This is a genomic window from Mycobacterium heidelbergense, assembly GCF_010730745.1.
In the GTDB taxonomy this organism is placed as follows: domain Bacteria; phylum Actinomycetota; class Actinomycetes; order Mycobacteriales; family Mycobacteriaceae; genus Mycobacterium; species Mycobacterium heidelbergense.
The window spans coordinates 633,596-655,035 of the sequence record NZ_AP022615.1 but is presented as its reverse complement, the minus strand read 5'-3'; the positions used below and the strand labels follow the sequence as shown (position 1 = coordinate 655,035).

Annotated in this window: 19 protein-coding genes; 10 read left to right on the top strand and 9 right to left on the bottom strand. The window is 66.8% G+C overall.

All coding sequences use genetic code 11. The features are described 5' to 3' along the window. Window positions 1–5: 5 nt before the first annotated feature. The 3 genes from G6N25_RS03065 to G6N25_RS03055 are packed head-to-tail and all read right to left on the bottom strand — an operon-like array spanning window position 6 to window position 4,031. A complete protein-coding gene (locus G6N25_RS03065; protein ID WP_062906578.1) occupies window positions 6–1,646 on the bottom strand; it encodes a class I adenylate-forming enzyme family protein in 1,641 nt (546 codons plus the stop codon). Next, complete coding sequence (locus tag G6N25_RS03060; RefSeq protein ID WP_062906577.1) at window positions 1,646–2,890, bottom strand: cytochrome P450; 1,245 nt, start codon at window positions 2,888–2,890, stop codon at window positions 1,646–1,648. Before G6N25_RS03060 ends, G6N25_RS03065 begins: the two co-directional genes overlap by 1 nt. A gap of 1 nt (window position 2,891) precedes the next feature. After that, window positions 2,892–4,031 carry an amidohydrolase family protein gene (locus G6N25_RS03055; RefSeq protein WP_372506912.1) on the bottom strand — a complete coding sequence of 380 codons (1,140 nt, stop codon included), beginning with the start codon at window positions 4,029–4,031 and terminating at the stop codon, window positions 2,892–2,894. Between the two features lie 231 nt (window positions 4,032–4,262). Here G6N25_RS03055 and G6N25_RS03050 point away from each other — a divergent pair, with 231 nt between their 5' ends. Continuing rightward, entirely contained in the window at window positions 4,263–5,297 is a 1,035-nt protein-coding gene (locus G6N25_RS03050; RefSeq protein ID WP_062906575.1) for an acyl-CoA dehydrogenase family protein, read from the top strand. 4 nt (window positions 5,298–5,301) lie between these two features. Further along, entirely contained in the window at window positions 5,302–6,468 is a 1,167-nt protein-coding gene (locus G6N25_RS03045) for an acyl-CoA dehydrogenase family protein (protein WP_062906574.1), read from the top strand. Between the two features lie 21 nt (window positions 6,469–6,489). On the opposite strand, the gene G6N25_RS03040 is transcribed toward G6N25_RS03045, so the two are convergent. Together G6N25_RS03040 and G6N25_RS03035 are read right to left on the bottom strand one after the other, a co-directional pair. After that, window positions 6,490–7,284, bottom strand: a complete 795-nt coding sequence (locus tag G6N25_RS03040) for an SDR family NAD(P)-dependent oxidoreductase (RefSeq protein ID WP_062906584.1) — start codon at window positions 7,282–7,284, stop codon at window positions 6,490–6,492. A gap of 12 nt (window positions 7,285–7,296) precedes the next feature. After that, entirely contained in the window at window positions 7,297–8,061 is a 765-nt protein-coding gene (locus tag G6N25_RS03035) for an SDR family NAD(P)-dependent oxidoreductase (protein WP_062906573.1), read from the bottom strand. A gap of 154 nt (window positions 8,062–8,215) precedes the next feature. Here G6N25_RS03035 and G6N25_RS03030 point away from each other — a divergent pair, with 154 nt between their 5' ends. The 3 genes from G6N25_RS03030 to G6N25_RS03020 are packed head-to-tail and all read left to right on the top strand — an operon-like array spanning window position 8,216 to window position 12,254. After that, window positions 8,216–9,886: a thiolase C-terminal domain-containing protein gene (locus tag G6N25_RS03030; RefSeq protein ID WP_062906572.1), complete on the top strand. Its 1,671-nt coding sequence runs from the start codon at window positions 8,216–8,218 to the stop codon at window positions 9,884–9,886. 16 nt (window positions 9,887–9,902) lie between these two features. After that, entirely contained in the window at window positions 9,903–11,102 is a 1,200-nt protein-coding gene (locus G6N25_RS03025) for an acyl-CoA dehydrogenase family protein (protein WP_062906571.1), read from the top strand. A gap of 18 nt (window positions 11,103–11,120) precedes the next feature. Next, a complete protein-coding gene (locus G6N25_RS03020) occupies window positions 11,121–12,254 on the top strand; it encodes an acyl-CoA dehydrogenase family protein (RefSeq protein WP_062906570.1) in 1,134 nt (377 codons plus the stop codon). On the opposite strand, the gene G6N25_RS03015 is transcribed toward G6N25_RS03020, so the two are convergent. Both G6N25_RS03015 and G6N25_RS03010 read right to left on the bottom strand, forming a co-directional pair. Continuing rightward, window positions 12,251–13,192: an alpha/beta hydrolase gene (locus G6N25_RS03015; protein WP_071509973.1), complete on the bottom strand. Its 942-nt coding sequence runs from the start codon at window positions 13,190–13,192 to the stop codon at window positions 12,251–12,253. The two genes, G6N25_RS03020 and G6N25_RS03015, sit on opposite strands and share 4 nt — an antisense overlap. Then, window positions 13,189–13,977 carry an SDR family oxidoreductase gene (locus G6N25_RS03010; RefSeq protein ID WP_232065909.1) on the bottom strand — a complete coding sequence of 263 codons (789 nt, stop codon included), beginning with the start codon at window positions 13,975–13,977 and terminating at the stop codon, window positions 13,189–13,191. The genes G6N25_RS03015 and G6N25_RS03010 overlap by 4 nt, the downstream gene beginning before the upstream one ends. A 490-nt stretch (window positions 13,978–14,467) precedes the next feature. On the opposite strand from G6N25_RS03010, the gene G6N25_RS03005 reads away from it, so the two are divergent. The 3 genes from G6N25_RS03005 to G6N25_RS02995 are packed head-to-tail and all read left to right on the top strand — an operon-like array spanning window position 14,468 to window position 17,037. Continuing rightward, window positions 14,468–15,595, top strand: coding sequence for an amidohydrolase family protein (locus G6N25_RS03005; RefSeq protein WP_062906567.1), 1,128 nt, complete (start codon window positions 14,468–14,470; stop codon window positions 15,593–15,595). A gap of 31 nt (window positions 15,596–15,626) precedes the next feature. Continuing rightward, window positions 15,627–15,818, top strand: coding sequence for a hypothetical protein (locus G6N25_RS03000; RefSeq protein WP_062906566.1), 192 nt, complete (start codon window positions 15,627–15,629; stop codon window positions 15,816–15,818). A 58-nt stretch (window positions 15,819–15,876) separates the two neighbouring features. Next, window positions 15,877–17,037, top strand: coding sequence for a thiolase family protein (locus tag G6N25_RS02995; RefSeq protein WP_062906565.1), 1,161 nt, complete (start codon window positions 15,877–15,879; stop codon window positions 17,035–17,037). Between the two features lie 14 nt (window positions 17,038–17,051). Here G6N25_RS02995 and G6N25_RS02990 read toward each other — a convergent pair whose 3' ends face one another. Together G6N25_RS02990 and G6N25_RS02985 are read right to left on the bottom strand one after the other, a co-directional pair. Then, window positions 17,052–18,119 (bottom strand): NHL repeat-containing protein, encoded by a 1,068-nt coding sequence (locus G6N25_RS02990; RefSeq protein WP_232065688.1) that lies wholly within the window; start codon window positions 18,117–18,119, stop codon window positions 17,052–17,054. Window positions 18,120–18,129: 10 nt separating this feature from the next. Beyond that, entirely contained in the window at window positions 18,130–18,705 is a 576-nt protein-coding gene (locus tag G6N25_RS02985) for a hypothetical protein (protein WP_231111495.1), read from the bottom strand. Between the two features lie 350 nt (window positions 18,706–19,055). Between G6N25_RS02985 and G6N25_RS02980 the strand changes: the two genes are divergently transcribed. After that, window positions 19,056–20,171, top strand: a complete 1,116-nt coding sequence (locus G6N25_RS02980) for a cytochrome P450 (protein WP_232065687.1) — start codon at window positions 19,056–19,058, stop codon at window positions 20,169–20,171. 30 nt (window positions 20,172–20,201) lie between these two features. Beyond that, window positions 20,202–21,419 carry a cytochrome P450 gene (locus G6N25_RS02975; protein WP_071509974.1) on the top strand — a complete coding sequence of 406 codons (1,218 nt, stop codon included), beginning with the start codon at window positions 20,202–20,204 and terminating at the stop codon, window positions 21,417–21,419. Window positions 21,420–21,440 lie beyond the last annotated feature (21 nt).

Below are 21,440 nucleotides of genomic sequence, written 5' to 3'. Positions count from 1 at the left end.
AAGTCCTAGTCGCGCCGAAGCCGGTCCGCCGCCAACACCCGGACCAGCTCCTGGCGGTCGAGCTTGCCGGTGGGCAGCATCGGCAGTTCGTTCTCGGCGAGAACCGTGACGATGGTCGGCACCTTGAACCCGGAGAGATTGGCGCGGGCGTGGGCGGCGACGGCCTCGGTGGACAGCTGGGCCCCGTGTGCGGGTACGACGGCGGCGGCGACGATCTCGCCGCGCACCGGATGGGGCAGGGCGACGACGAAGCTGTGCAGCACGCCGGGCATGGCGTCCAGTACCGATTCGACCTCGGCCGGTGAGACATTCGACCCAGCGGTTTTGATCAGGGCGCTGGCGCGGCCCGTGAAGTGCAGATGCCCGGCGTCGTCGAACCAGCCACGGTCCCCGGTGTCATACCAACCGTCGGTGGTGAACACCTCGTGGCGTTCCTGCTTGTAGATGCCGCTCATCACGATCGGGCCGCGCACTTGGATCTCGCCCTCTTGCCCCGGCGCAACCTCGAGGCCTGCGGCGTCCACGATCCGGTGCTGCACGACCCCGGGCAGTGGGATCCCGAACGAGCCGCGGCGTTCTGGCGGTAGCGGGGTGTCGGGCACCTCGACCATGGTGTGCGGGCCGCCGGTCTCGGTCATGCCGAGCAGGTTGGGGGTCAACTCGGGTTCGCTGGGCCGACGTTCGGGCGGCAGCGCCTCCAGCATGGTGCCGCCCCTGACGCTGGACAGGTCGCGCTTGGCGAAGTCGGGATGGTCGGCCATGGCTTGACTGGCCTGCGCCCAGCACGAGATGAACGTGGCCCGCTCGCGTTCCAACAGCGCCAGCGTGGCACCGGCGTCGAAGACATCTTGGGCCAGGATCGCTGCTCCGGTGGAGAGCGCCTGCAACACCACCATGGTCAGTCCGCCCACCCAAAAGAACGGCATCGGGGAGTAGATGCGGTCGGTGGCGGTGACGCCGCGGTGGCGGGCCAGGATGGCTGCATGGCGCACCAGGCTGCCGTGGGTGTGCGCGACGGATTTCGGGAGTGCCGTGGTCCCGGACGTCGTGACCAGCACGAGCTCGTCGGCGGGGCGGACCTCTTGCTCAGCCGAGCCGGTCAGCGGCGCGACGGGACCAAAGCTGGTGGGCCAGGGCGTCGTCCACTCCCGGTCGCAGTCGGGCCACACGTGCACCCGCCGCAGGTAGGGGACGGCCTGGAGGGCGATCGCGGGGTCGCCGTCGGCCAGGCCGGGCAGGGCGTCGGCGACTCGGGCGACGAGGTCGCGGCCGGCGATCGAGCGGCCCATCAGGAGCACCTGGGTGTCGGTGTGGCGCAGCAGCCGGGCGAGTTCGGCGCCCGGTGCGAAGGTCGACAATGGGACCGTGAGCGCGCCGATGCGTGCCGCGGCCAACCACGCGATGAGCCACTGGGCGCAGTTGGGGAACAGGATGCCGACACGGGTTCCCTTGCCCACGCCCGAGGCCAACAGCGCATCGGCGAGTGTCCTGGACTGCGCGTCGGCCTCGGCGAAACTCAGCCGCTCGTCGTCGGTGACCAGGAACTCGCCGTCGGGCTGCGCGCGCCGCCGCGACAGCAGTTCGGGGACACTGCCCGGCAGGTCGGCGGGTGCCGATTTGTCCGACGCGGTCGGCGCCGCGGCCATCAGCCGACGTGCACCGGAATGTGCGAATAGCCGGCCACGTTGGACATCGTCACCCGCTGCAAACCGTCGGGGTTGACGGCGAAACGCGGCCAGTGCTCGCGGATCGCGTGCAGGGCGACCCGGGTCTCGAGTCGCGCCAGCCAGGAACCCAGGCAGCTGTGGGCGCCGTACCCGAAGGCCAGGGTGGTGGCGCCGCCCCGCCTGATGTCGAAAGCGTCGGGCCGGTCGTAGGCGCGCGGGTCGCGGGTCGCCGCGCCGGTGACCAGCAGCGTCGGGTTTCCCGCCGGGATGGTGCCGCTGTCGAGTACCACGTCGCGGGTGGCGAACCGGCCCTGATATTGCGAGGGCGGGTTGAGCCGCAGCATCTCCTCGATCGCGCCGGGGATCAGTCCGGGATCGGCGAGCACCAGCTCCCATTGATCGGGATTGTGGTGGAAGGCCATGACGCCGTTGCCCACCAGCTTGGTCACCGTTTCACTGCCCGCCGCCGCGATCAGCACCGCGAACGTGGCGATGTCCTCGTCGGTGAGCCGGTGCGTCACACCGGTCTCGTCCTCGTAGCTCGCGGTCACCAGGCGGCTGATGATCAGGTCGTCGGGCCGGCGGCGCTTCTCGCGGGCCAGGTCCAGGAAGTACTCGCCCATCGCCATCGAGGCAGCCACTCCGCTCTCGGTGGCGAAGGGATTGTTCTTCTCGCGGTGCAGGAACGCATCGGTCCACAGCCGGATCTGCTGGCGCTCGCCCGGAGGGACACCGAGCATCGAGGAGATGATTTCCACCGGGAACAGCGCCGCGAAGTCGGCCACCACGTCGAAGTCCTCTTTGCCCGCCAAGGCCTGGACGTAAGAGGTCACGACGTCGGTCACCAGTGGCTCGAGGTTGGCGATCGCCGCCTTGGTGAACACCTGGCGCACCAGCTTGCGCAGCCGCTCGTGTTCGGGAGGATCCAGGAGGATCAACATATTGAGTTCGTCGAACTTCCGGCGCATTGACAACGCATCCAGGGTGACCCCATAGGAGCTGCTGAACGTCTCCCAATCCCGATGGGCGGCCACGACGTCCTCATACCTGCTCAGGGCATAGAAATCCCACCGCTCGCTGTAATACACGGGCGCCTCGTCGCGCATCCAGCGGTAGGTCTCGTACGGGTCGTCGAAGAAGCTGTCGGAGTACGGATTGAACTCCATCGGGGAGCCGTCCTCGCGCGGTTTGGTGGCCGATACCGCCCCATGATCAGTCGACATGTCAGGCGTCGATCCGCATCATGCTCGACAGCGTGCCGCCCATCACCATCGCGATCTCGTCGTCGCTCAGCTCTGGGTGCCGCTCGGGGTAGCTGAGCGGATCGGCCAGACCCTCGGGATGCGGGTAGTCCGAGCCGAAGAACAGGTGATCGATGGGCACCAGCTTCGCGAGCTCGGCCACGTTCTCCTCCCAGAAGGGATTGAAGTAGATGCACCGTTGGATGGCCTCCACCGGATCCTCGCTGTAGAGCTGCGGCATCTTCTTGCGGGTGTCCTTGAGGTTCTCCAGCAGCCGCGGCAGCCAGGTCGTTCCGTTCTCCACCATGCCGATCCGCAGCTCGGGAAACCGCGTCAGGAGTCCGTGGCAGGCCAGCGCCGCAACCGCATCCTCTGCCGGGTTGCGCGCCAGGCTGTAATAGGAGCGGAACGGCGACGGCTGGAACGGCCGGAACTCGCCGGAACCCTCCCAGTCGTTGGCGTAGCGCGAGTACCCGCTGTCGGAGGCGTGCATGATGACCAGCACCCCGGTCTCGACGACCCGCTTCCAGAACGGGTCGAATTCGGGCAGCGCGAATGACCGCGGGCCGTGCAGCCCGGGCACCGGAGCCGGGCGGATGAGAATTGCTCGGGCGCCGCGCTCGACCACCCAGTTCAGCTCCTCGATGGCGTTGTCCACTATGGGCAAGGTGATGATCGGGGTCGTGAAGATGCGGCCCTTGTAGTCGAATTGCCACGTCTCGTGTAACCACTGGTTCAGCGCGTGGATGATCGTGTGAGTCGCCTCGGGGTGCTCGCGGAAGCGCTCTTCCACCAGGCTTGCCAGCGTCGGGTACATCATCGACTTGTCGATGCCTTGCTCGTCGAGGAGCGCCAGGCGGGGCGCCGGTTCACGCATCGCGGGAGTTGCCTCGATCGCTTTACCAAGGATTTCGCGATGGGATTTGCCTTCGGGGTTGCCGTTGTGGAAGTAGTCCTCCTGGGCCCCCGGAGCGGCGACCTTGTCGAACGTCGGGTTGGGAATGTACTCGCTGATCTGTCCCAAAGTGGCGATCTTGGTGCGTCCATCGACTTCCACGTAGCGGATGGCGCCGTGGTACTCGGGCGGCAAGAACTTGGTGAGGGCATCGCGTGTCTCGTACATGTGGTTATCACCATCGAAGACCGGAAATCCCAACCGCGATGTCATTGAACTCCTCCTCCTGCCGGCCATAGCTGCATCGCAGAACGGCCGCTACTCCACAGTGCGACAATCATATATGCGGCTGACTCTAGCATCGAGTGCTAGAAAAGAGGATATAGGTTTACTTTTTCGTCGTGCATCAATCCGTTTACGGGTAACGTGCCTTCTGTGGCGGCTGTGAGGAGGAACTAGGTGGATCTATCGCTGACCAGGGAGCAACGCGCGGTCCGCGACGCGTTCGCCGCCTTGTTCGGGAAACAGGCCACGCCAGAACGGGTGCGCCGAGCGGAGCAGGGCCCGTCCATAGGCTTCGACGAGCTGCTCTGGCAGCACTATGCCGACATCGGTGCGCTGGGTATTGGCGTGCCCTCGGACTGCGGGGGTGGGGACGGCGGTCTCCTCGAAGTCGCGCTGGTGGCTGAGGAAGCCGGCCGACGTCTCGCCCCGATCCCGGTCGCCGAGACCGCGGCCGCAGCCCGACTGCTGGGTCGCCTTCGCGAAAAAGAACTGCTGGTGCCAGTTCTGAGCGGATCGGTCATCGTGTCACTGGCCACGCGGCCCGGCCCGGCGGCACAGCAGTTGCTGGTCGACGGCGCAATCGCTGACGCGGTGCTGGCCCTCGACGGAGACTCCCTCGTATACGTGAACCGCCCGGCTGGCCTGCCCAAGACGGCGCACCGCAACCTCGGCGGGCTTTCGCTGGCCCGGTGGCACGCGCCGGGCCCGACCACCGTGCTCGCCGAAGGCAGTGAAGCGCGCGCGATCTTCGACACCGCGGTCGACGAGGTACGGGTGCTGCGCGCGGCCGCGCTCGTCGGGTTGGCCTCCGAGGCGGTAGGGATCGGTTCCCGGTACGCGATCGTTCGCGAGGCCTTCGGCCAGCCGATCGGAATGTACCAAGCGGTCGCGCATCCGTTCGCCGACGCGATCACCGCCCTGGATGGTTCCCAGCTGCTGGTCCGCAAGGCCTGTTGGGCAATGGATTCCGCGCAGGACGATGCCGGCGCGCTGGCGGCGATGGCGTTCGTGTTCGCCTCCGAAGCGGCCTATCACGCGGCGACGCACAGCCTGCATGTCCAGGGCGGATACGGGTTCATGGAGGAATACGACATCCAGTTGTATTACCGCAGAGCCAAAGCGTGGGCGGCGGCGTTCGCCGACCCGCGACGCGAGCTGCTCACTGTCGCCGACCGACGGTTCGGGCCCGTGACGACCGGAGGTCGGTGACTCGATGGACTTCAGCGAACCCGAGAACTGGGCCCGGATCCGCCGCGAGGCAGAGCACTTCACCGCCGAACACGTCACTCGCGAGGTGATCGAGCATGAGCGCCGGACCGGCGACGGCGTTGATCGAGCGCTGACCCGGAAGCTGGGGGAGCGCGGCTGGATCGCGTCGGGGTGGCCGGTCGTCGAGGGTGGCGCCGGACTGGATCCGTTCGAGGCGGCCGCGCTGTGGAACGCATTGCGCAAGGGAGGCGTGCCGACCGCGGGCCCGGGAACGACCATGCTGCCGGCGAACGCCATCCGCGCCACCGGCTCCGCTGAACTCAAGGCCAGAATCCTGCCAGGCGTCGCCGCCGGTGAAATCCTGATCTGTCTGGGCTACACCGAGCCGGCAGGGGGCTCGGATGTGTTCGCCTGCGCGACCCGGTCTCAGCGCGACGGCGAGGAGTGGATCGTCAACGGGCAGAAGATCTTCACGACGTTCGCGCATCTCGCGGACTACTGCTTCCTGCTCACCCGCTCGCAGTCCGGGTCGGCGGGGCCGCGGGGCCTGACGATGCTGCTGGTACCGCTGGACACGCCCGGCATCGAGATCCAGGCGGTGCGCACCATGGGTCACGAGCGCACCAATATCGTGTTCTACAACGACGTGCGGGTGGCCGATGCGAACCGAGTCGGCGAGGCACACCAAGGCTTCGCCGTGATGCGGGCGGCGCTCGAGGCCGAACAGAATGTTGCCCCCGGTTCACGCACCGGGTGGGTCGCTGACGATGCGCTAGAGTTCGCGCGCACGCACTGCGGACCCGACGGCACCGAGCTGATCACCGATGTCCTGGTCCGCGAACGCCTGGCCCGGATGGCAATGGAAGCCGAGGTGGCCGACCTGCTGGATTTGCGAGTGGCCTTCCTTGACGCGGAAGGGGACAAGCCGGGCCCGGTGTCGGCGCTCTTCGGGCCGGAAAGTTACGTGCGCGCGTCAGCCGCGGCGATCGACATCGCGGGGGCCGCGGGCATGATCGACTGGACCGATCCGCAGAGCGCGGTGGATGGCAGCCTGGACGCGCACTATCGGAGTGCCGTCGCGACAACAATCTACGGTGGATCCAGCGAGGTGCTGCGCAGCCTCATCGTGGAGAACCGGCTGGGGTTGCCGCGCAGCCGTCCACGGCGGTGACACACTGAGAAGGCAACGCCCTCAGAGGAAGTCGCTGCCACCGTCGACGTTGATGTGGGCTCCGGTCATGTACGTGTTGTCGGGTGAGGCGCAGAACGCGATGACCGCGGCAACCTCGTGAGGCAGCCCGAGCCGACCCAGGTCCACCGACATGCCGTGGCCGCGCCCCAGCAATGCGAAGGCACCCACTGGGTCATCCGTCGCAATCCCGGCGGAGGCGAGCACCGGTCGCGCCCAATCGGTGAGGATCGGCCCCGGGGCGACGGCGTTGACCAAGATGGCGTCGCTCGCCAGACTGCGGGCGAGGTTCTTCGTCACGCTCAGTAGCGCGCTCTTTGCCGCGGTGTAGCTCACCAACCCCGCCGACTGGTGCTGCACCGACATCGCCGTCACGTTCACCACCCGGGCCCACTCCGCGGCTCGCAGCAGCGGCAACGCCGCACGCACGCAGCGCACTGCGCACAACACCCCATCGTCGAACGCCGCTGTCCACTGCGCGTCGCCAAGGTCCTCGAAGCAACCGGCCCCCGTTGGACCGGCGGCATTGACCAGCACGTTGAGTGCGCCCCACCGCACACCAACCGTCGCGAAGATGGCCTCGACGTCCGACGCCGAGCCCAGATCCGCGTTCAACGGCAGCACCTCCGGACTGCCGGCGGCTGCCAATTTCGCTGCGGTCTCCGTCAGCCGGGCTTCGTTCCTGCCGATGACGCCGACCCGGGCGCCCTGTTCGGCCAGGCACAATGCGGTCGCAAGTCCGATGCCGCGGGTGCCCCCGGCAATCACCGCGGTCGCGTCGGCGAATCCAAGGTCCACGATGGTCACCGGCTACTTCGGCGCGAACCGTTGGCCGGCGTCGAGTCGGATGGTCGACCCGTTGAGCATCTGGTTCTCGACAATGGACAGCGCCAAGGAGGCGTACTCGTCGGGCTTTCCCATCCGACGCGGGAAGGCCGCGTCGCGGGTCAGCTCACCAGCCATTTTCTCCGGAATCCGCGATGTGATCCCGGTCGCGAACAGGCTAGGCGCGACGGCGGTGACCCGGATGCCGAGGCTGCCGAGATCACGTGCCATCGTCAAACTCATGCCGGCGATCGCGGCCTTGGCGGCGCTGTAGGCGACCTGGCCGATCTGCCCTTCGAACGCGGCAATCGAGGACGTGTTGACGATGACGCCGCGTTCGTCGTCGACGGGCTCATTTCGGCTCATGTGCCAAGCCTGTAACCGGTTCAGGTTGAAGGTGGCGATCAGGTTGAGCTCGATCACCGACCGAAAGGCGTCCAAAGGGTGTGGTCCGCTCTTGGACAGCGTTCGCGCCGATACCCCGCCCCCGGCCGTGTTGACGGCGATGTGCAGGGCACCCAGGTTTTCGACGGCCTCCGCTAACGCGGCCTCCGCGCCGTCGCAATCGGTCGCGTCGCATGGGTGAAACGACGCACCGGCGCCCAGTTCCCTGACCACGGCGGCTCCGTCCGACCTCGGTAGGTCCAGCACGGCGACCTTTGCGCCACGCTCGGCCAGCCGCTCGGCGGTCGCCCGTCCCATGCCCGAGGCGCCTCCAACGACCACGGCGGCGCTGTCCTTGACCCTCACGCGAACCCCTGTCTGCTGCGATGACGGATTGTCGTGTTACGAGGTCATCACAGTACACATAAGTAGAGTCTCCCTCTACCATAACGGCGGATCTAATATTCGTAATCTGCTACGGTTCGTGTTGTTTATTCGTCGGTTGCGACCCGGAGGTGCGATGACAGTGCGCGGGCACGCCGAGCCGGTTGCGCGTCCCTTGCCCCACGCGAGCATCAGCACCGAGTCGTTCTGGACCAGCGGAGCCGACGGCCGGCTCAGGGTCGCCCAATGCCAATCGTGCAGCCGATTCCACCACCCACCGAGCCCGATCTGTCCGCAGTGCCGCAGCATCGAGGTGGCGATGACGCCCGTATCCGGACGCGCCACGGTCGCCGGTTTCACCGTGAACCACCAGCAGTGGCTGCCGGGCTTCCCGCCGCCCTACGTCGTCGCCGTGGTCGCCATCGCCGAAGACCCCTCGGCCCGGCTCACCACGAACATCGTTGGCTGCGAACCCGACGACGTCGCCATCGGCCTGCGGGTCAAGGTGGTGTTCGAGCCGCACGACGACATCTGGATCCCACTGTTCGAACCGGATTCCGAGGCATCCGGGCCCGGACCGGTCCCAGGCCCGGGTGACCTAACTTCCCACGTGCGGCCCATGTCGTCGCCCCACAAATTCGAAGACAAGGTGGCGCTCACCGGGGTCGGCAGCTCGACGATCGGGCGTCGCCTGATGGTAGATCCGCTGTCACTGACAATGACGGCGTGCCTGCGCGCCGTCGCGGACGCGGGGCTGAGCCTGGCCGACATCGACGGCCTGGCCACCTATCCGGGAGGACTCGCCGGCGGGATGTCGGAGGGCGGGGTCACCGCCGTCGAGGAGGCGCTGCGCATTCGACCCACCTGGATCTGCGGCGGGGCTGAAGTGCCCGGGCCCAGCGGCAGTGTCGTGTCCGCCATGCTCGCCGTCGCGGCCGGGCTGTGCCGGCATGTGTTGTGTTTTCGGACCGTGTGGGAATCGACGCACACGACCCTCGCCAGGCGCGCGAAGTCCGCGGCCGGGGCGGGCCGGGCGTCGGGCATGTTCGAATGGCGGGCACCGTTCGGCGCCATGTCGGCCGCCAACTGGATCGGGGTCAACGCCTCACACTACTTTTGGCGCTACGGCGGCGACCGCGCCTCGACGTTGGCACCCATCGCCCTGACCGCGCGCGCGAACGCGTCGCGAAATCCGGCCGCGATCTACCGCGACCCTCTCACCCTGGACGATTATTTGTCGGCGCGGATGATCAGCTCGCCGTTCGGCCTCTACGACTGCGACGTGCCGTGCGACGGGGCGATCGCCGTGATCGTGTCGTCGATCGACACGGCAGCGGACCGACCGAAACCCGCGGTGCTGGTCGAAGCGGTCGGCACCCAGGTGCTCGACCGAATCTCTTGGGACCAGGACACTCTCACGCACGAGCCGCAGGTCTTTGGACCCGCCGCGCATCTGTGGACCAGAACCAGCCTGCGGCCCGACGATGTCGACGTCGCCGAGCTTTACGACGGATTCACCTTCAACGCCGTGTCGTGGCTGGAGGCGCTCGGCTTCTGCGGTCTCGGAGAGGCCGCGGATTTCCTCGACGGCGGAAGGACGATCGCGCTGGACGGGAAGTTACCGCTGAATACCCATGGCGGTCAGCTGTCGGCGGGACGGACCCACGGCTTCGGCTTCGTGGCCGAGGCCATCGCGCAATTGCGCGGCGAGGCGGCCGAGCGCCAGGTCGCCGACGCCCGGGTTGCGGTCGTCACCACCGGCGGCGGCACCCCCGGGGGCGCATTGCTGCTGCGACGGGCGCACTGATGCGAAGGACGGACGTATGAAGCTGGAACAGGATCCTGAGATCGATCAGTTCCGCGCGGAGGTCAGAGGTTTCCTCGAGAAACACCGCCCAGCGGTGCGCACGAAGGGCAGAGCTGGGACCCGCGCACCCGAAGCCGAGGACATCCCCGCCCTCCGGTCATGGACCGCCCGGCTTTTCGAAGCCGGATACGTGGGTGCTGACTGGCCCTCCGAATGGGGCGGTGTCGGCGCCAAGGACGCGCTCCGCGCGACCGTCGTGGGTGAGGAGATGGCGCGGGCGCGGGTGCCCACGCCGATCGGCGCCGGCCTGCTGGCGGCCGCGGCCCTCATCCACTGCGGGCGCCACGACCAGCAGCAGCGCTACCTGCCCCGGATCCGGACCGGCGAGGACATCTGGTGCCAGCTGTTCAGCGAGCCCAGCGCGGGCAGCGACCTGGCCGGCCTGTCCACCCGCGCGCGTCGCGACGGCGATGACTTCGTCGTCGACGGCCAAAAGGTCTGGACCACGAACGGCCAACACGCCCAGCTCGGCTACCTGTTGGCTCGAACCAACCCCGATGTTCCCAAGCACGCGGGCATCACCGCGTTCATCCTGGACATGACCAGTCCGGGCGTCGACGTGCGGCCGCTCCGCGAGATCACCGGCACCAGTGACTTCAACGAAGTCTTCTTCGACGGCGTCCGGATACCGAAGGACAACGTGCTCGGCGAAGTCGACGAAGGCTGGAAGGTCGCCACCACCAGCCTCGTCGAGGAGCGCTCCAGTGTGGGCACCGCGGGCATCGTCATGCTGCGCGCGGTGCGCGATGCGGTAACGATGGCGCGGTCACTGCGGCGCGGATCCCGCGCCGCGCTGGACAACGATGCGGTCCGCCAAGACATCGGCCGGCTCTACGCGGCCGCGCGGGTCAACGTTCGGCTGGGCCAATACAACCTGTCGCGCGCGTTGAGTGGCGAGGCCGATCCCGGCGACGCCCCTTTGGCCAAGGTGCTCTACAGCGAAAGCAATCTCGCGCTCACCGAGTTCGGACTCGGACTCCAAGGCACCGACGCGCTGCTCACCGACGACGACCCCGAGGCGATCGCCGGCGGTTGGTGGCAGGACGCGTTCCTGTATTCGCGAGCTCTGACGATCGCCGGTGGCACCAACGAGGTGTTGCGCAACATCATTGCCGAGCGCTCGCTCGGATTGCCCAGGGAACCGCGCGGTTCCTGACGTCTTCGGAGGTAAGTCGTGGATTTCACCGTGAGTGACGAACAACGGATGCTCGTCGAAAGCAGCCGCAAATTGCTGGCACGCGAATCGCCGATCAGCCGCGTGCGCGAACTCGCCGATTCCGATGATGACCGCGGCTACGACGAGCGCGTCTGGCAGCGCGGCGCGGAACTGGGGTGGGCGGGATTGCTTATCGCCGAGGAATACGACGGTCTGGGGCGCGATCTGGTGGACGTCGCCCTGATCGCCGAAGAACACGGCAGGACGGTGCAGCCGGGGCCACTCATCGGCAACACCCTTGCGGCTGTGGCGATCTCACAATCGGGACGTGACGACCTGTGCTCGCAGGTACTGCCGCTACTGGCCGGCGGCGAGGCCGTCGCAGGATGGGCATTCGCCGAGGCGCGCCAGCCGTGGGAAGCCGACGCCATTTGCACGGCAGCCCGTGACCACGCCGACGGCTACCGGCTGGAGGGCATCAAGACCGCCGTGCAAGACGCCGATAACGCTCGCTGGATCTTGGTCACCACGCGCCTCGGAGGCCGCCTGGCGCAGTTCCTTGTCGACCGGCGGGCCCCAGGACTGCTTGTGCGCCGACAGCGCACCCTCGACATCACCAGGCGCCTCGACGAGGTTGCCCTGGAGGATGTGGTGGTGGCGCCTTCGGCGCTGCTGTACGTCGGCGAAGCTGCCGAAGCCGCGCTCGCACACCAGAACCGTTGCGGCGCTGTGCTTGTCAGCGCCGACGACATCGGCGTCGGCGAGGCCGTGCTGGAGATGACCGTTCAGTACGCAAAGCTGCGGGTCCAGTTCGGGCGCGCCATCGGCAGCTTCCAGGCCGTCAAACACAAATGCGCAACGATGCGAATGTGGCTGCAAGCCTCGAAGGCCGCCACCTACTACGCCGCGATGTCGGTGGCGGCCGATGCGGACGACGCCGAGGAAGCCGCCAGCGTCGCGAAGGCTTACACGTCGTCGGCGATCGCCGCTCTGACGAGTGAAGCTCTTCAGGTGCACGGCGGTATCGGCTTCACCTGGGAACACGACCTGCATCTTTATCACCGCCGGGCCAAGGCGAACCAGGTCCTGTTCGGCGATCCCTATTTGCACCACGAGCGACTCGCGGCGGCGCTGGAAGCGGCTACCGCCTAAGAGTTGACCGTGGGCAAGCCGAACTGGCGAGCCAGCCAGTCCGCGCTGTCGCGCGCTGCGGTCCGGGCGACCGAGGTGTCGGCGAACATGTCGAAGCCGTGCACGGCGCCGGCGTAGACGTGCAGTTCGGTGGGTACCGCCGCCCGGCACAGCCGCGCGGCGAAATCGATCGACTCGTCGCGCAGGCAGTCCGCCGTGCCGATGCCGATGAATGTCGATGGCAGGCCGCCCAATTCGGTCGCCCGCGCCGGTGCCGCATCCCCCGGCACGTGGTCCGTGCCGTACCGGTCGCCGAGATAACTGCGCCAGCCGAACGTGTTGGATTCGCGGGACCATATCGGCAAGCCGTCGAGTTGGCTCGACGGGGTGAGGCCGCGGTCATCGAGCATCGGATACTCCAGGTATAGGAAAGCGAGCGGGGCGTTCGCGTGGTCACGCCACCGCATGGCCAGACCCGCGGCGAGTGCCCCACCGGCACTGCGTCCGCCGACCCCGACCCGTCGCGCGTCGATGCGCAGATCATCGGCGTGCTCGACGACGAAGCGCAGCCCGGCCTCGCAGTCGTCCAGCGGTGTGGGATAAGGCGATTCGGGCGCCAGCCGGTATTCGACGCTGACGCAGACGCAACCCAACGAGCGGCACCACTCGATCAGGCGCGCATCGTCCATGTGCCGGTTGCCGATCACCATCCCCCCGCCGTGCATCCAGAACAGGACGGGCGGCTCGGCCGCGGATTCGACGGGTCGCAGCACCGACAGCGCGACGCCGCCGCGTTCCGTGGCCAGCTCGACGCGCTCGACGTCCGGTGCCGACTGCGGCTCGAACATCGACCCGCTGCGCATGGCCGGAAGTGCGTCGAGCGAGAAGTCGAAATCGGGGAATCCGCGCACACTTTCACAGATCTCCGGGTCGATCCACACGGAATTGGTCTCCGTCATCCGCCGACACCCATCAGGTGCTTGCCCGCCCCCACGAGTCCACCGTCGACTCGAATGTCGCAGCCGGAGATGAACGCTGCGGCGTCGGATTCCAGGAAGGCCACCGCGGCGGCGATGTCCTCTGGGCGCCCCGGCAGCGGCCGGTCCGGGCGCTTGACCGGGGTCACCTCGATCATCACCGGGATGATCTCCTGACGATCCAGTTCCAGCCTGCCCATCGGCGTGTCGATCAGGCCGGGCGAGATCGCGACCGTGCGGCCGCCCCTTTTGCCCCACGGCGTGGCGAGGCGTTCGGCCAGACGGGTCACGCCGCGTTTGGCCAGGACGTAGGCCGTGGCACTGTCGAGGGCGTCGCCCATGGCCTGTTCGACCGCGGCCAGGAAGCCATCGGCAAGCGGGTCGTCGAGCAACGGTTCCACGGCGGCGGGGACGTCGCTATATCCGGCGATCGATCCGATCAGGATCGCGGAGCTGCCGGGGTTAACCAAAGGGAACAAGGCGTCGGTGATGCGCACCGATCCGGCCAGGTCCACGTCGAGCACCGTGGCCGCGTCGGCCATTTCCGGCGAGACACCCGCGGTGTGCACGAGGCAGCGTAGACGGCCAAGCTCGTGTACCCGATCGGCGACCGCGGCGACATCAGCCGGGGAGGTGATGTCGCAGCGCAGCGTCTCGACGTGCGTCCCGTGCGCGCTCAGGGCCTTGCGCGCCTGGTCGAGTAGGTCCTCGCGCACGTCTACGAGGAGGAGACGCCCGCGGCTGGCCAGTGCACGGGCGCAGGCCATTCCCATCCCGCCCGCACCTCCTGTGATCACCAGAACGTTGTCCACAGTTATCGGGGTCCTCTCAGGGTGGAATCGCTACCGGCCCAGCCGCCTGACGCATGATTCAACAGACGGAAGTGTGCCACGGAAGTAACTTATGCTACGCAATACGAGAGACCTAGGTTGTCACAAAAAGAATGTGACCGTCTACACGGTGCGTTAAGCTGATCGCCGACCAGGCCTGCGTGAAGCCCACGCGTTGTGCGCGGCAGCAGCACCCCCAGTCTTCGATCTGATCGACGACGACGTCCTAGGCGGCCTCCTTCGGGAACCGCCGTTAGCGATGGAGTCAGCGGCCTCACGGATAATTGCGGACTGACCGCGAGGGTCATCGGCTCCAACAATGGCACACCTGCATTGCAGAAATCGAACTTATCGTTCTACTCTGGGGAGAGGTCGGATCACGGACTATGTGATCGCTCGCGTACCGGTCTTCCAGAAGGGAATCCCCATGTTGCCCGACGACGCCAAGATCATTTCCGTCGACGACCACGTCATCGAGCACCCCCGCGTCTGGCTGGACCGCGTGCCCGCCAAGTACGCCGAGGTGGCTCCGCGCATCGTCAAGTTGCCCGACGGCAACGACACCTGGCTCTATGAGGGCAGCCAGTCGGGCAACTTTGCCCTCAACGCCGTCGCCGGCAAGCATCCCCGCGACTTCGGGATGGACCCGCGAAGCTACGACGACATGCTGCCGGGGTGTCATGAGATCGCCGACCGCATCAAGGACATGGACATCGAGGGCGTATGGGCCCAGCTGTGCTTTCCCAACTTTGGCGGGTTCGCCGGCAGCACCTTCCATAAGGCCAACGACAAGGACTTCGCCAAGCTGTGCATCAGCGCCTACAACGACTTCATCCTCGATGAATGGTGCGCCTATGCTCCCGCGCGCCAGATCCCCCTGATGATGGTCCCGTTCTGGGACATCGAGGCCTCGGTCGCCGAAGTCGAGCGCACCGCAGCCAAGGGCGCGAAGTCCATCTCCTTCATCGAGGCGCCGCACAAGATCGGACTGCCGTCGTTTCACACCGACCATTGGGATCCGCTGCTGCGCGTCTGCGAGGAAGCCGGACTGCCGCTGTCCATGCACTTCGGCTCCGGTGGCATGCCGCAGGGCCTCGCCCCCGACGGCGACCTGTTCATCGGCATCGCGTTGTTCGGGTTGAACTCGATGATGGCCACCGTCGACCTGCTGATGTCGGAGGTGTTCTACAAGTTCCCCAAACTCAAGGTCGCGCTGTCCGAGGGCGGTATCGGATGGATGCCCTACCTGTTGGAACGCGTCGACTACTCGTTCGGCCGGCACAAGTACTGGTGCAACATCAACGCCGACAAGCTGCCCTCGGAGCTGTTCCGTGAGCACATCTATGGGTGCTTCATCTCCGACCAGTCCGGGATCGAGCAGCGTCACCGCATCGGCGTCGACAACATCATGTTCGAAAGCGACTACCCACACTCGGATTCCAACTGGCCGCACACCCGCAAGCTGCTCGCCGAGCACCTGGTCGACGTGCCCGACGACGAAGCACGCAAGATCGTCGAGCTCAACGCCCGCACCCTGTACAACTTCTGGACCTGAACATTCCGCTGCGTCGCTCGAAAGGTAACCGATGACACAGAACCCGACGGCGGGGGCCTCGGGCGCGTCGACCGCCGAGAAGGACACCGTGCTCGGTAAGCGCTACGTCGACACCGAGAGCGGGCTAGAAGTGTTGTGCACCAAGGCCGGACGGGGTGTACTCAGCGCCGACGGGCGGCAGCTCACCACCAAGGCGCCCAATGCGCTACCGGCGTCGGACTGACGGATGCGGTCGGTGACTGTTCTGACACTGCTGGAAACCTTCGACGGAAGCGACAACGATGTCTGACGCGCTCATCCTCTCGGCCGCTAGAACGCCAATCGGGCGGGCCCGCAAGGGATCCCTGACATCAGTGGACGCCTACGAGCTCGCCGAGGTCGCCGTCACTGCGGCCGTCGAACGGTCACAGCTCCCGGTAGCAGACCTCGACGACCTGTTTCTGGCGGAGTCCCTGCAGGGCGGAGGGGTGATCGGCCGCAACATCGCGGTGCGCCTCGGCATGACCAACGTGCCCGGGGTGGCGATCAATCGGCACTGCGCCTCGGGCGCCACCGCCGTGCAGTTGGCGGCCGCCACCATCATGGCCGGCATGGCAGACGCGATCGTTGCCGGCGGGACGGAAAGCGCGAGCACAATGCCGCGGCTGACAAAAGTGCTGCCCGGTGCTGAGGAACCCAGCCGATGGTCGCCGCAGAGCCACCCCGACGCCCCGGGCGTGCCGGCCTTCGACATGTCGGTCACCATCGGCGAGAACACCGCCCGACTACACCACGTCACCCGCGAGCAAGCCGACGCCTGGTCCGCACGCTCACAGCAGCGAGCGCTCAACGCGATTGCCAAGGGGTACTTCGACGACGAGATCGTCGCCGTCCCCCTCAACCACGGCGAAGTCCTGTTTGATACCGACGAGCACCCGCGGGACACCACCCCCGAAACGCTCGCCGGGCTGAAGGTCCTCCACCCGGAGATGCCGGATGCCGTTGTCACCGCTGGAAACTCCGCAGGCATCAACGATGCCGCCGCCGCTCTGGTGATCGCCAGCCCCGATTTCGCGGCCAGTCGCGGCCTGGCACCGCTGGCACGAATCCGGGGCTGGGCATCCGTCGGCGTGCCGGTCGAGCACACCGGTATGGCCCCGGTGACCGCAATCCCGTTGGCGCTCAAGCGCAGTGGTCTCACATTGGGCGACGTGGACCTCTTCGAGATCAACGAGGCGTTCGCCACGATGGCCGTGGCGTGCACGCGTGACCTCGGCTTGGACGAGTCAGTCGTGAACGTGAACGGCAGCGGCATCAGCCTCGGTCACCCGATCGCGGCGACGGGCGCCCGGATGGTGGTGTCGATCGTTCATGAACTCGCACGCCGTGATTCGCGCATCGGGGTGGTGGCGATGTGCGCCGGGGGAGGGATGGGCTCCGCGTTGGTCGTCGAACGGATCTAGCTCGCACCGTCGCCTCAGCGGAGGACGGTGAGCTTCGTGTAACGCCCGCCCAACAACCATTCGGACACATAGAGGTTTCCGTCGGCGTCCGTTGCGACAGCGTGCGGGGAATTGAAGCGATCGTGCCGGGGCAGGTGGGGTCGCTCGGTGCGCCCGTGATCGGTTAGCGCATTGGGCCATCCCGGCCGGGACGGCCACCCTTGGACCGCGGCCGGGTCGTCGCCGATGTACCCGAGCAGCTGGTCCTCGGGATCGAGTACGGCCACTCGCCCATAGAGCTCGGCGACGACCAGCAGGTCGCCCCACTGCGCAAAATCGCTGGGGCTGTGGAGGATCTGCTCACCGAAGCTCCGCAGGTAGCGGCCGTCGAGATCGTAGACGAGCACGCGGGTGCTGACCCGGTCGGCGATATAGAGCTCCGGGGCCGTTTTGCGGCGATCGATGAAGATTGCGTGCGGGCACGCCAGTCGTTGGCCGGCTTCGTCGCCGGTCAGCGTGGAGCGATGGTTCCCATGCTTGTCGAAGCGGTGCACGACGCCCGACCCGTACCCGTCCGCCACCCAGACGTCGCCTTGTCCGCCGAACCGCTCCTCGTCCACGGCACATCCACACGGGCAGTACGGCCCCATCGGACCGGCCGGGATTTCCGGATCCCGCGGGGGGATAGGCAACTCGGAACGGATCTGACCGTCCAGGGTCATCTTCACCACGCGGGGTGCCTGGGTCTGGCAGTGGACTCCCTTGCCGAACAAGGGAGCCCAGTCGGGGTCGCCGTCGTCGGCGCCGCAGCTGAACACGAATCCGGGATCGCTCACCCAGAGGAACTCGTCATCGCCCTCGCGGACGAGGGTGATGCCGTGACCTTCGGTGAGGCCCGTCTCGGCCACGCGGAGCAGATGGCCTTCGGTGTCGAACGCGACGAGTTGTCCGGCGTGGAAACCGATTATCTCCCCGTCGTCGGTGGCGGCGATGGCGTTGTGCACCCAACAGGACGAGGCGCCCGGCACCGCGGACAGATCCGCCCAACCACCGACCACCTCGTAGGGCGGGATATTGGGGGGCCTAAAGGTCCTTGACGTCACGACGCGAGCCTTATCGCCGGTCTACTGAACGGCGGCCGGGCGATATCGACGAAACCCTCTCGCGCTCTGCATCGTTCGCCCTGGACCACACCGTGCCCGTCTCGTCCTCGTATTGGATCCGCACGTTCAGAGATGCGTTGGATTCCAACCGGTAAAGGGCGGAAGCGTGTTGGTTTGGCCGTAGCCAGCGCGGGAAGTTCACCGCATTGTGGGCAGCAATAAGGTCCATCCGGTTGGCCAGGAATGCCGGCCGCCGAGTTGGTAACACCCCGCCCGGTTCGAGCAGTGGGTGATGCGCGTCTGGCCAGCGACCGGCGCTCAGCCTGGCGAAGACATCGGCGACGGTCTGGGTGGAGCGTGTGGCCCCGCCCGGCACACCGTGGCCCCTGGAGTCGACCGCGTCCACGGAGACCTGCAGGTCGACGGCTAAAGAGCTGCCGTGATTCACCACGGTCACGGCCCAGATCCGCGGGCCTAGCAACGCCACCGGCGTCCGATAGATCGTTACCTGGCGCGGTGGCGCGGCGCTTTCGACGCCCTTCGCCAGGGCGACCACCGCCTTCGCGACGCGAGTAGCGAACACCATCTCATCTCCTCATCGACGCCTGCACCCGTGAGCGACCCCAGCGGCTGATGACGTTAGGTGCTCTAAAACTCTACCGATCCTTGCTTCATACGCAAATCACGTCCTACTATGACGAACATACTCTGTGCCGGGGGAGCCGCCGTCCGGTGTGCGAGACAACGGCTTGCGGCATTCGCCAGTGAACAGGAGAGACATTGTCGGCCGACGGAAGAGTGTTGGAGTTCGAGCCGTTCAGTCCCGGTCCGCCTGAGCGGTTGCCAGAGCTTTACGCGGCGCTGCGAGAGCGATTTCCCGTCTACCGGACCAGTTCGAACATCTGGGTGATATCCCGATTTGATGACGTGAAGGCCGTGCAGTCGAACCCTGCTGCGTTCTCGTCGCGCCCCAACCCCTATGAAGGGGATTCGCCGCCGCCGGATGCCGAGATGAAACCCGAGGTCATCGAGCGACTCATGGCCCTGACCGCGGGGATCCCCGTCGATTTGAACGAGATGGCGTCCGCGAAGACCATCGCCGCCGCGGACCCGCCCCAACACACCCGGATGCGCAGGATAGTGAGCAGGGGGTTCACGCCGCCGCGAATCAAAGAGATGGCCACCGCGATCAGCGAGATCGTCGACCGCTGCCTGAGCGGCATCCGCGACCTGCCCAGCTTCGATCTTGTCGAGCGGCTGGCCGTCCCGTTGCCGGTGGAGATGATCTGTCACATTCTCGGCATTGACCGAAGCGAGTACGGCCGCGCCAAGCGCTGGTCCGACGCGTTCGCCGCCGCTGCCGGCGGCGTGTTCAGCAGTCCCGTCGAACGCAACGAGCTGATGCTGAGCACCGTCAAGGAGTTCGGCACATACTTTGTGCCGTTGATCGAAGCGCGGCGCGTGGAGCCGAGGAGTGACCTGGTCAGCGCGATGGTCGGGGCGATCGACAACGAGTCGCTGAGCACCGTCGAAACGTTGATGATGGCGATCACCATCATGGTCGCCGGCAACGAGACGACTACCAACCTCATCGGCAACACCGTGGTCGAACTGCTCGCCAACCCCGATCAGCTCCAACTATTGCTCGACGATCCGTCATTGCTGCCCAATGCGGTCGACGAAGCGAATCGGCTTACGGCGCCGATCCAGTTCGCGTTTCGTGAGGCGACCGAAGAGACCGAGGTTGCCGGAACGACGATCCCGAAGGGTGCCATCGTCGCGCTGCATATGGCCGCCGCCAATCGCGATCCCCGGCGCTTCGAGGACCCGGACCGATTTCTGATCACCCGTCCCGCCACCAAGAACCTCTCGTTCGGCCACGGCATCCACTTTTGTCTGGGCGCTCATCTGGCCGGTCAGGAAGCGCGGACGGCCATCGGCGGGTTACTGCCCTACCTTGACCGCCTGAAATTGACCGGCGCGCCACTGCAACGCAATCCGACGGCACTGCTCAACGGGTGGCAACGGATCGAACTGGCGTGGGTCTCTTAGTGCAGGGGACACCACGGTGAACGCGGGCCGATGACCATGTTGACGGCCTCGATGCTGTTGGACCCGGCGGTCCTGCAGGACCCCTACGACTTCTACGCGACGCTGAGGAAGCAGGCACCGGTCTGGGTGGTGCCCGGCACGGACATCGTCGCGGTCAGTACCTTCGAGCTGTTGTCGGAGGCCGTGGCGCGGCCCGAGGACTTCTCCTCCACCATGCATTGTCTGCTGCACCGCGACCGGGACGGGTTGCCCGCCCGCCTTGACTTCGGTGCGGCGGCCATGCCGACACTGGCGACCGCGGACCCTCCCGTGCACACGGTGCATCGGCGCGCAGTCTTCCCGGAACTGGTGGCACGGCGGATGCGCTCCCTGGAGGACGACATCCGCGCGCTGTCCGCGTCCGCCATCAAGCTGGCCCTGAGTGACGACGGGTTCGACTTCATGGCGACGATCGGCAACGTCGTGCCAATCACGGTGGTGGCCAGGCTGATCGGCTTCCGCGATATCGACCCGATGCAGCTGCTGGAAGCGGCATTCGAGACCACCACGATGATTGGCGGCACGATGTCGCTGGATCAGCTGAACGCGCTCGTCGCCCGCACCGAGACAGTCGAGGCGTGGATCGCCGACCAGATCGCGCACACCGAAGAGGGCGCAGACGAGGGGATCTTGCTAGCCGTGCGCCGGGCGCTGGACGCCGGCAACCTGCAGATGGGCGAGTCCAGCATCATCCTGCACACCCTGTTGAGCGCCGGCGGGGAATCCACGACCAGCCTGCTGGGCAATGCGGTCCGGATGCTCGCCGAAAATCCCGAGTTGCAGCAGCGGCTGCGTGAAAAGCCGGAGGACATCGATGTATTCGTTGAGGAGGCCCTGCGGCTCGAGTCGCCGTTTCGGCAAATGATGCGCAGCGTCCCGCACGACACCACGCTGGGTGGCGTCCACATCGCCTCGGGTTCCACGGTCTTGCTCTTCTTCGCGGCTGGGAACCGAGATCCCGCGCAGTTCGACCACCCGGACGAAATCGACCTGGCGCGCGATTCCCCTAAACGCCATCTCGCGTTCGGGCACGGCATCCATTTCTGCGTCGGCGCCGCGCTCGCGCGCATCGAGGCCCGCGCGGTGCTCACCGCAATCCTCGAGCAAACCCGCGACTTCTGGATCGACCCGGTCCGCCCCCCGCGGTGGGTGGACAGCCTGCTGGTTCGCCGGCACGCTCAGCTCCACCTCTGCGCCAGCCCACAGTGAGGTCTCTATCAACGGAATGGA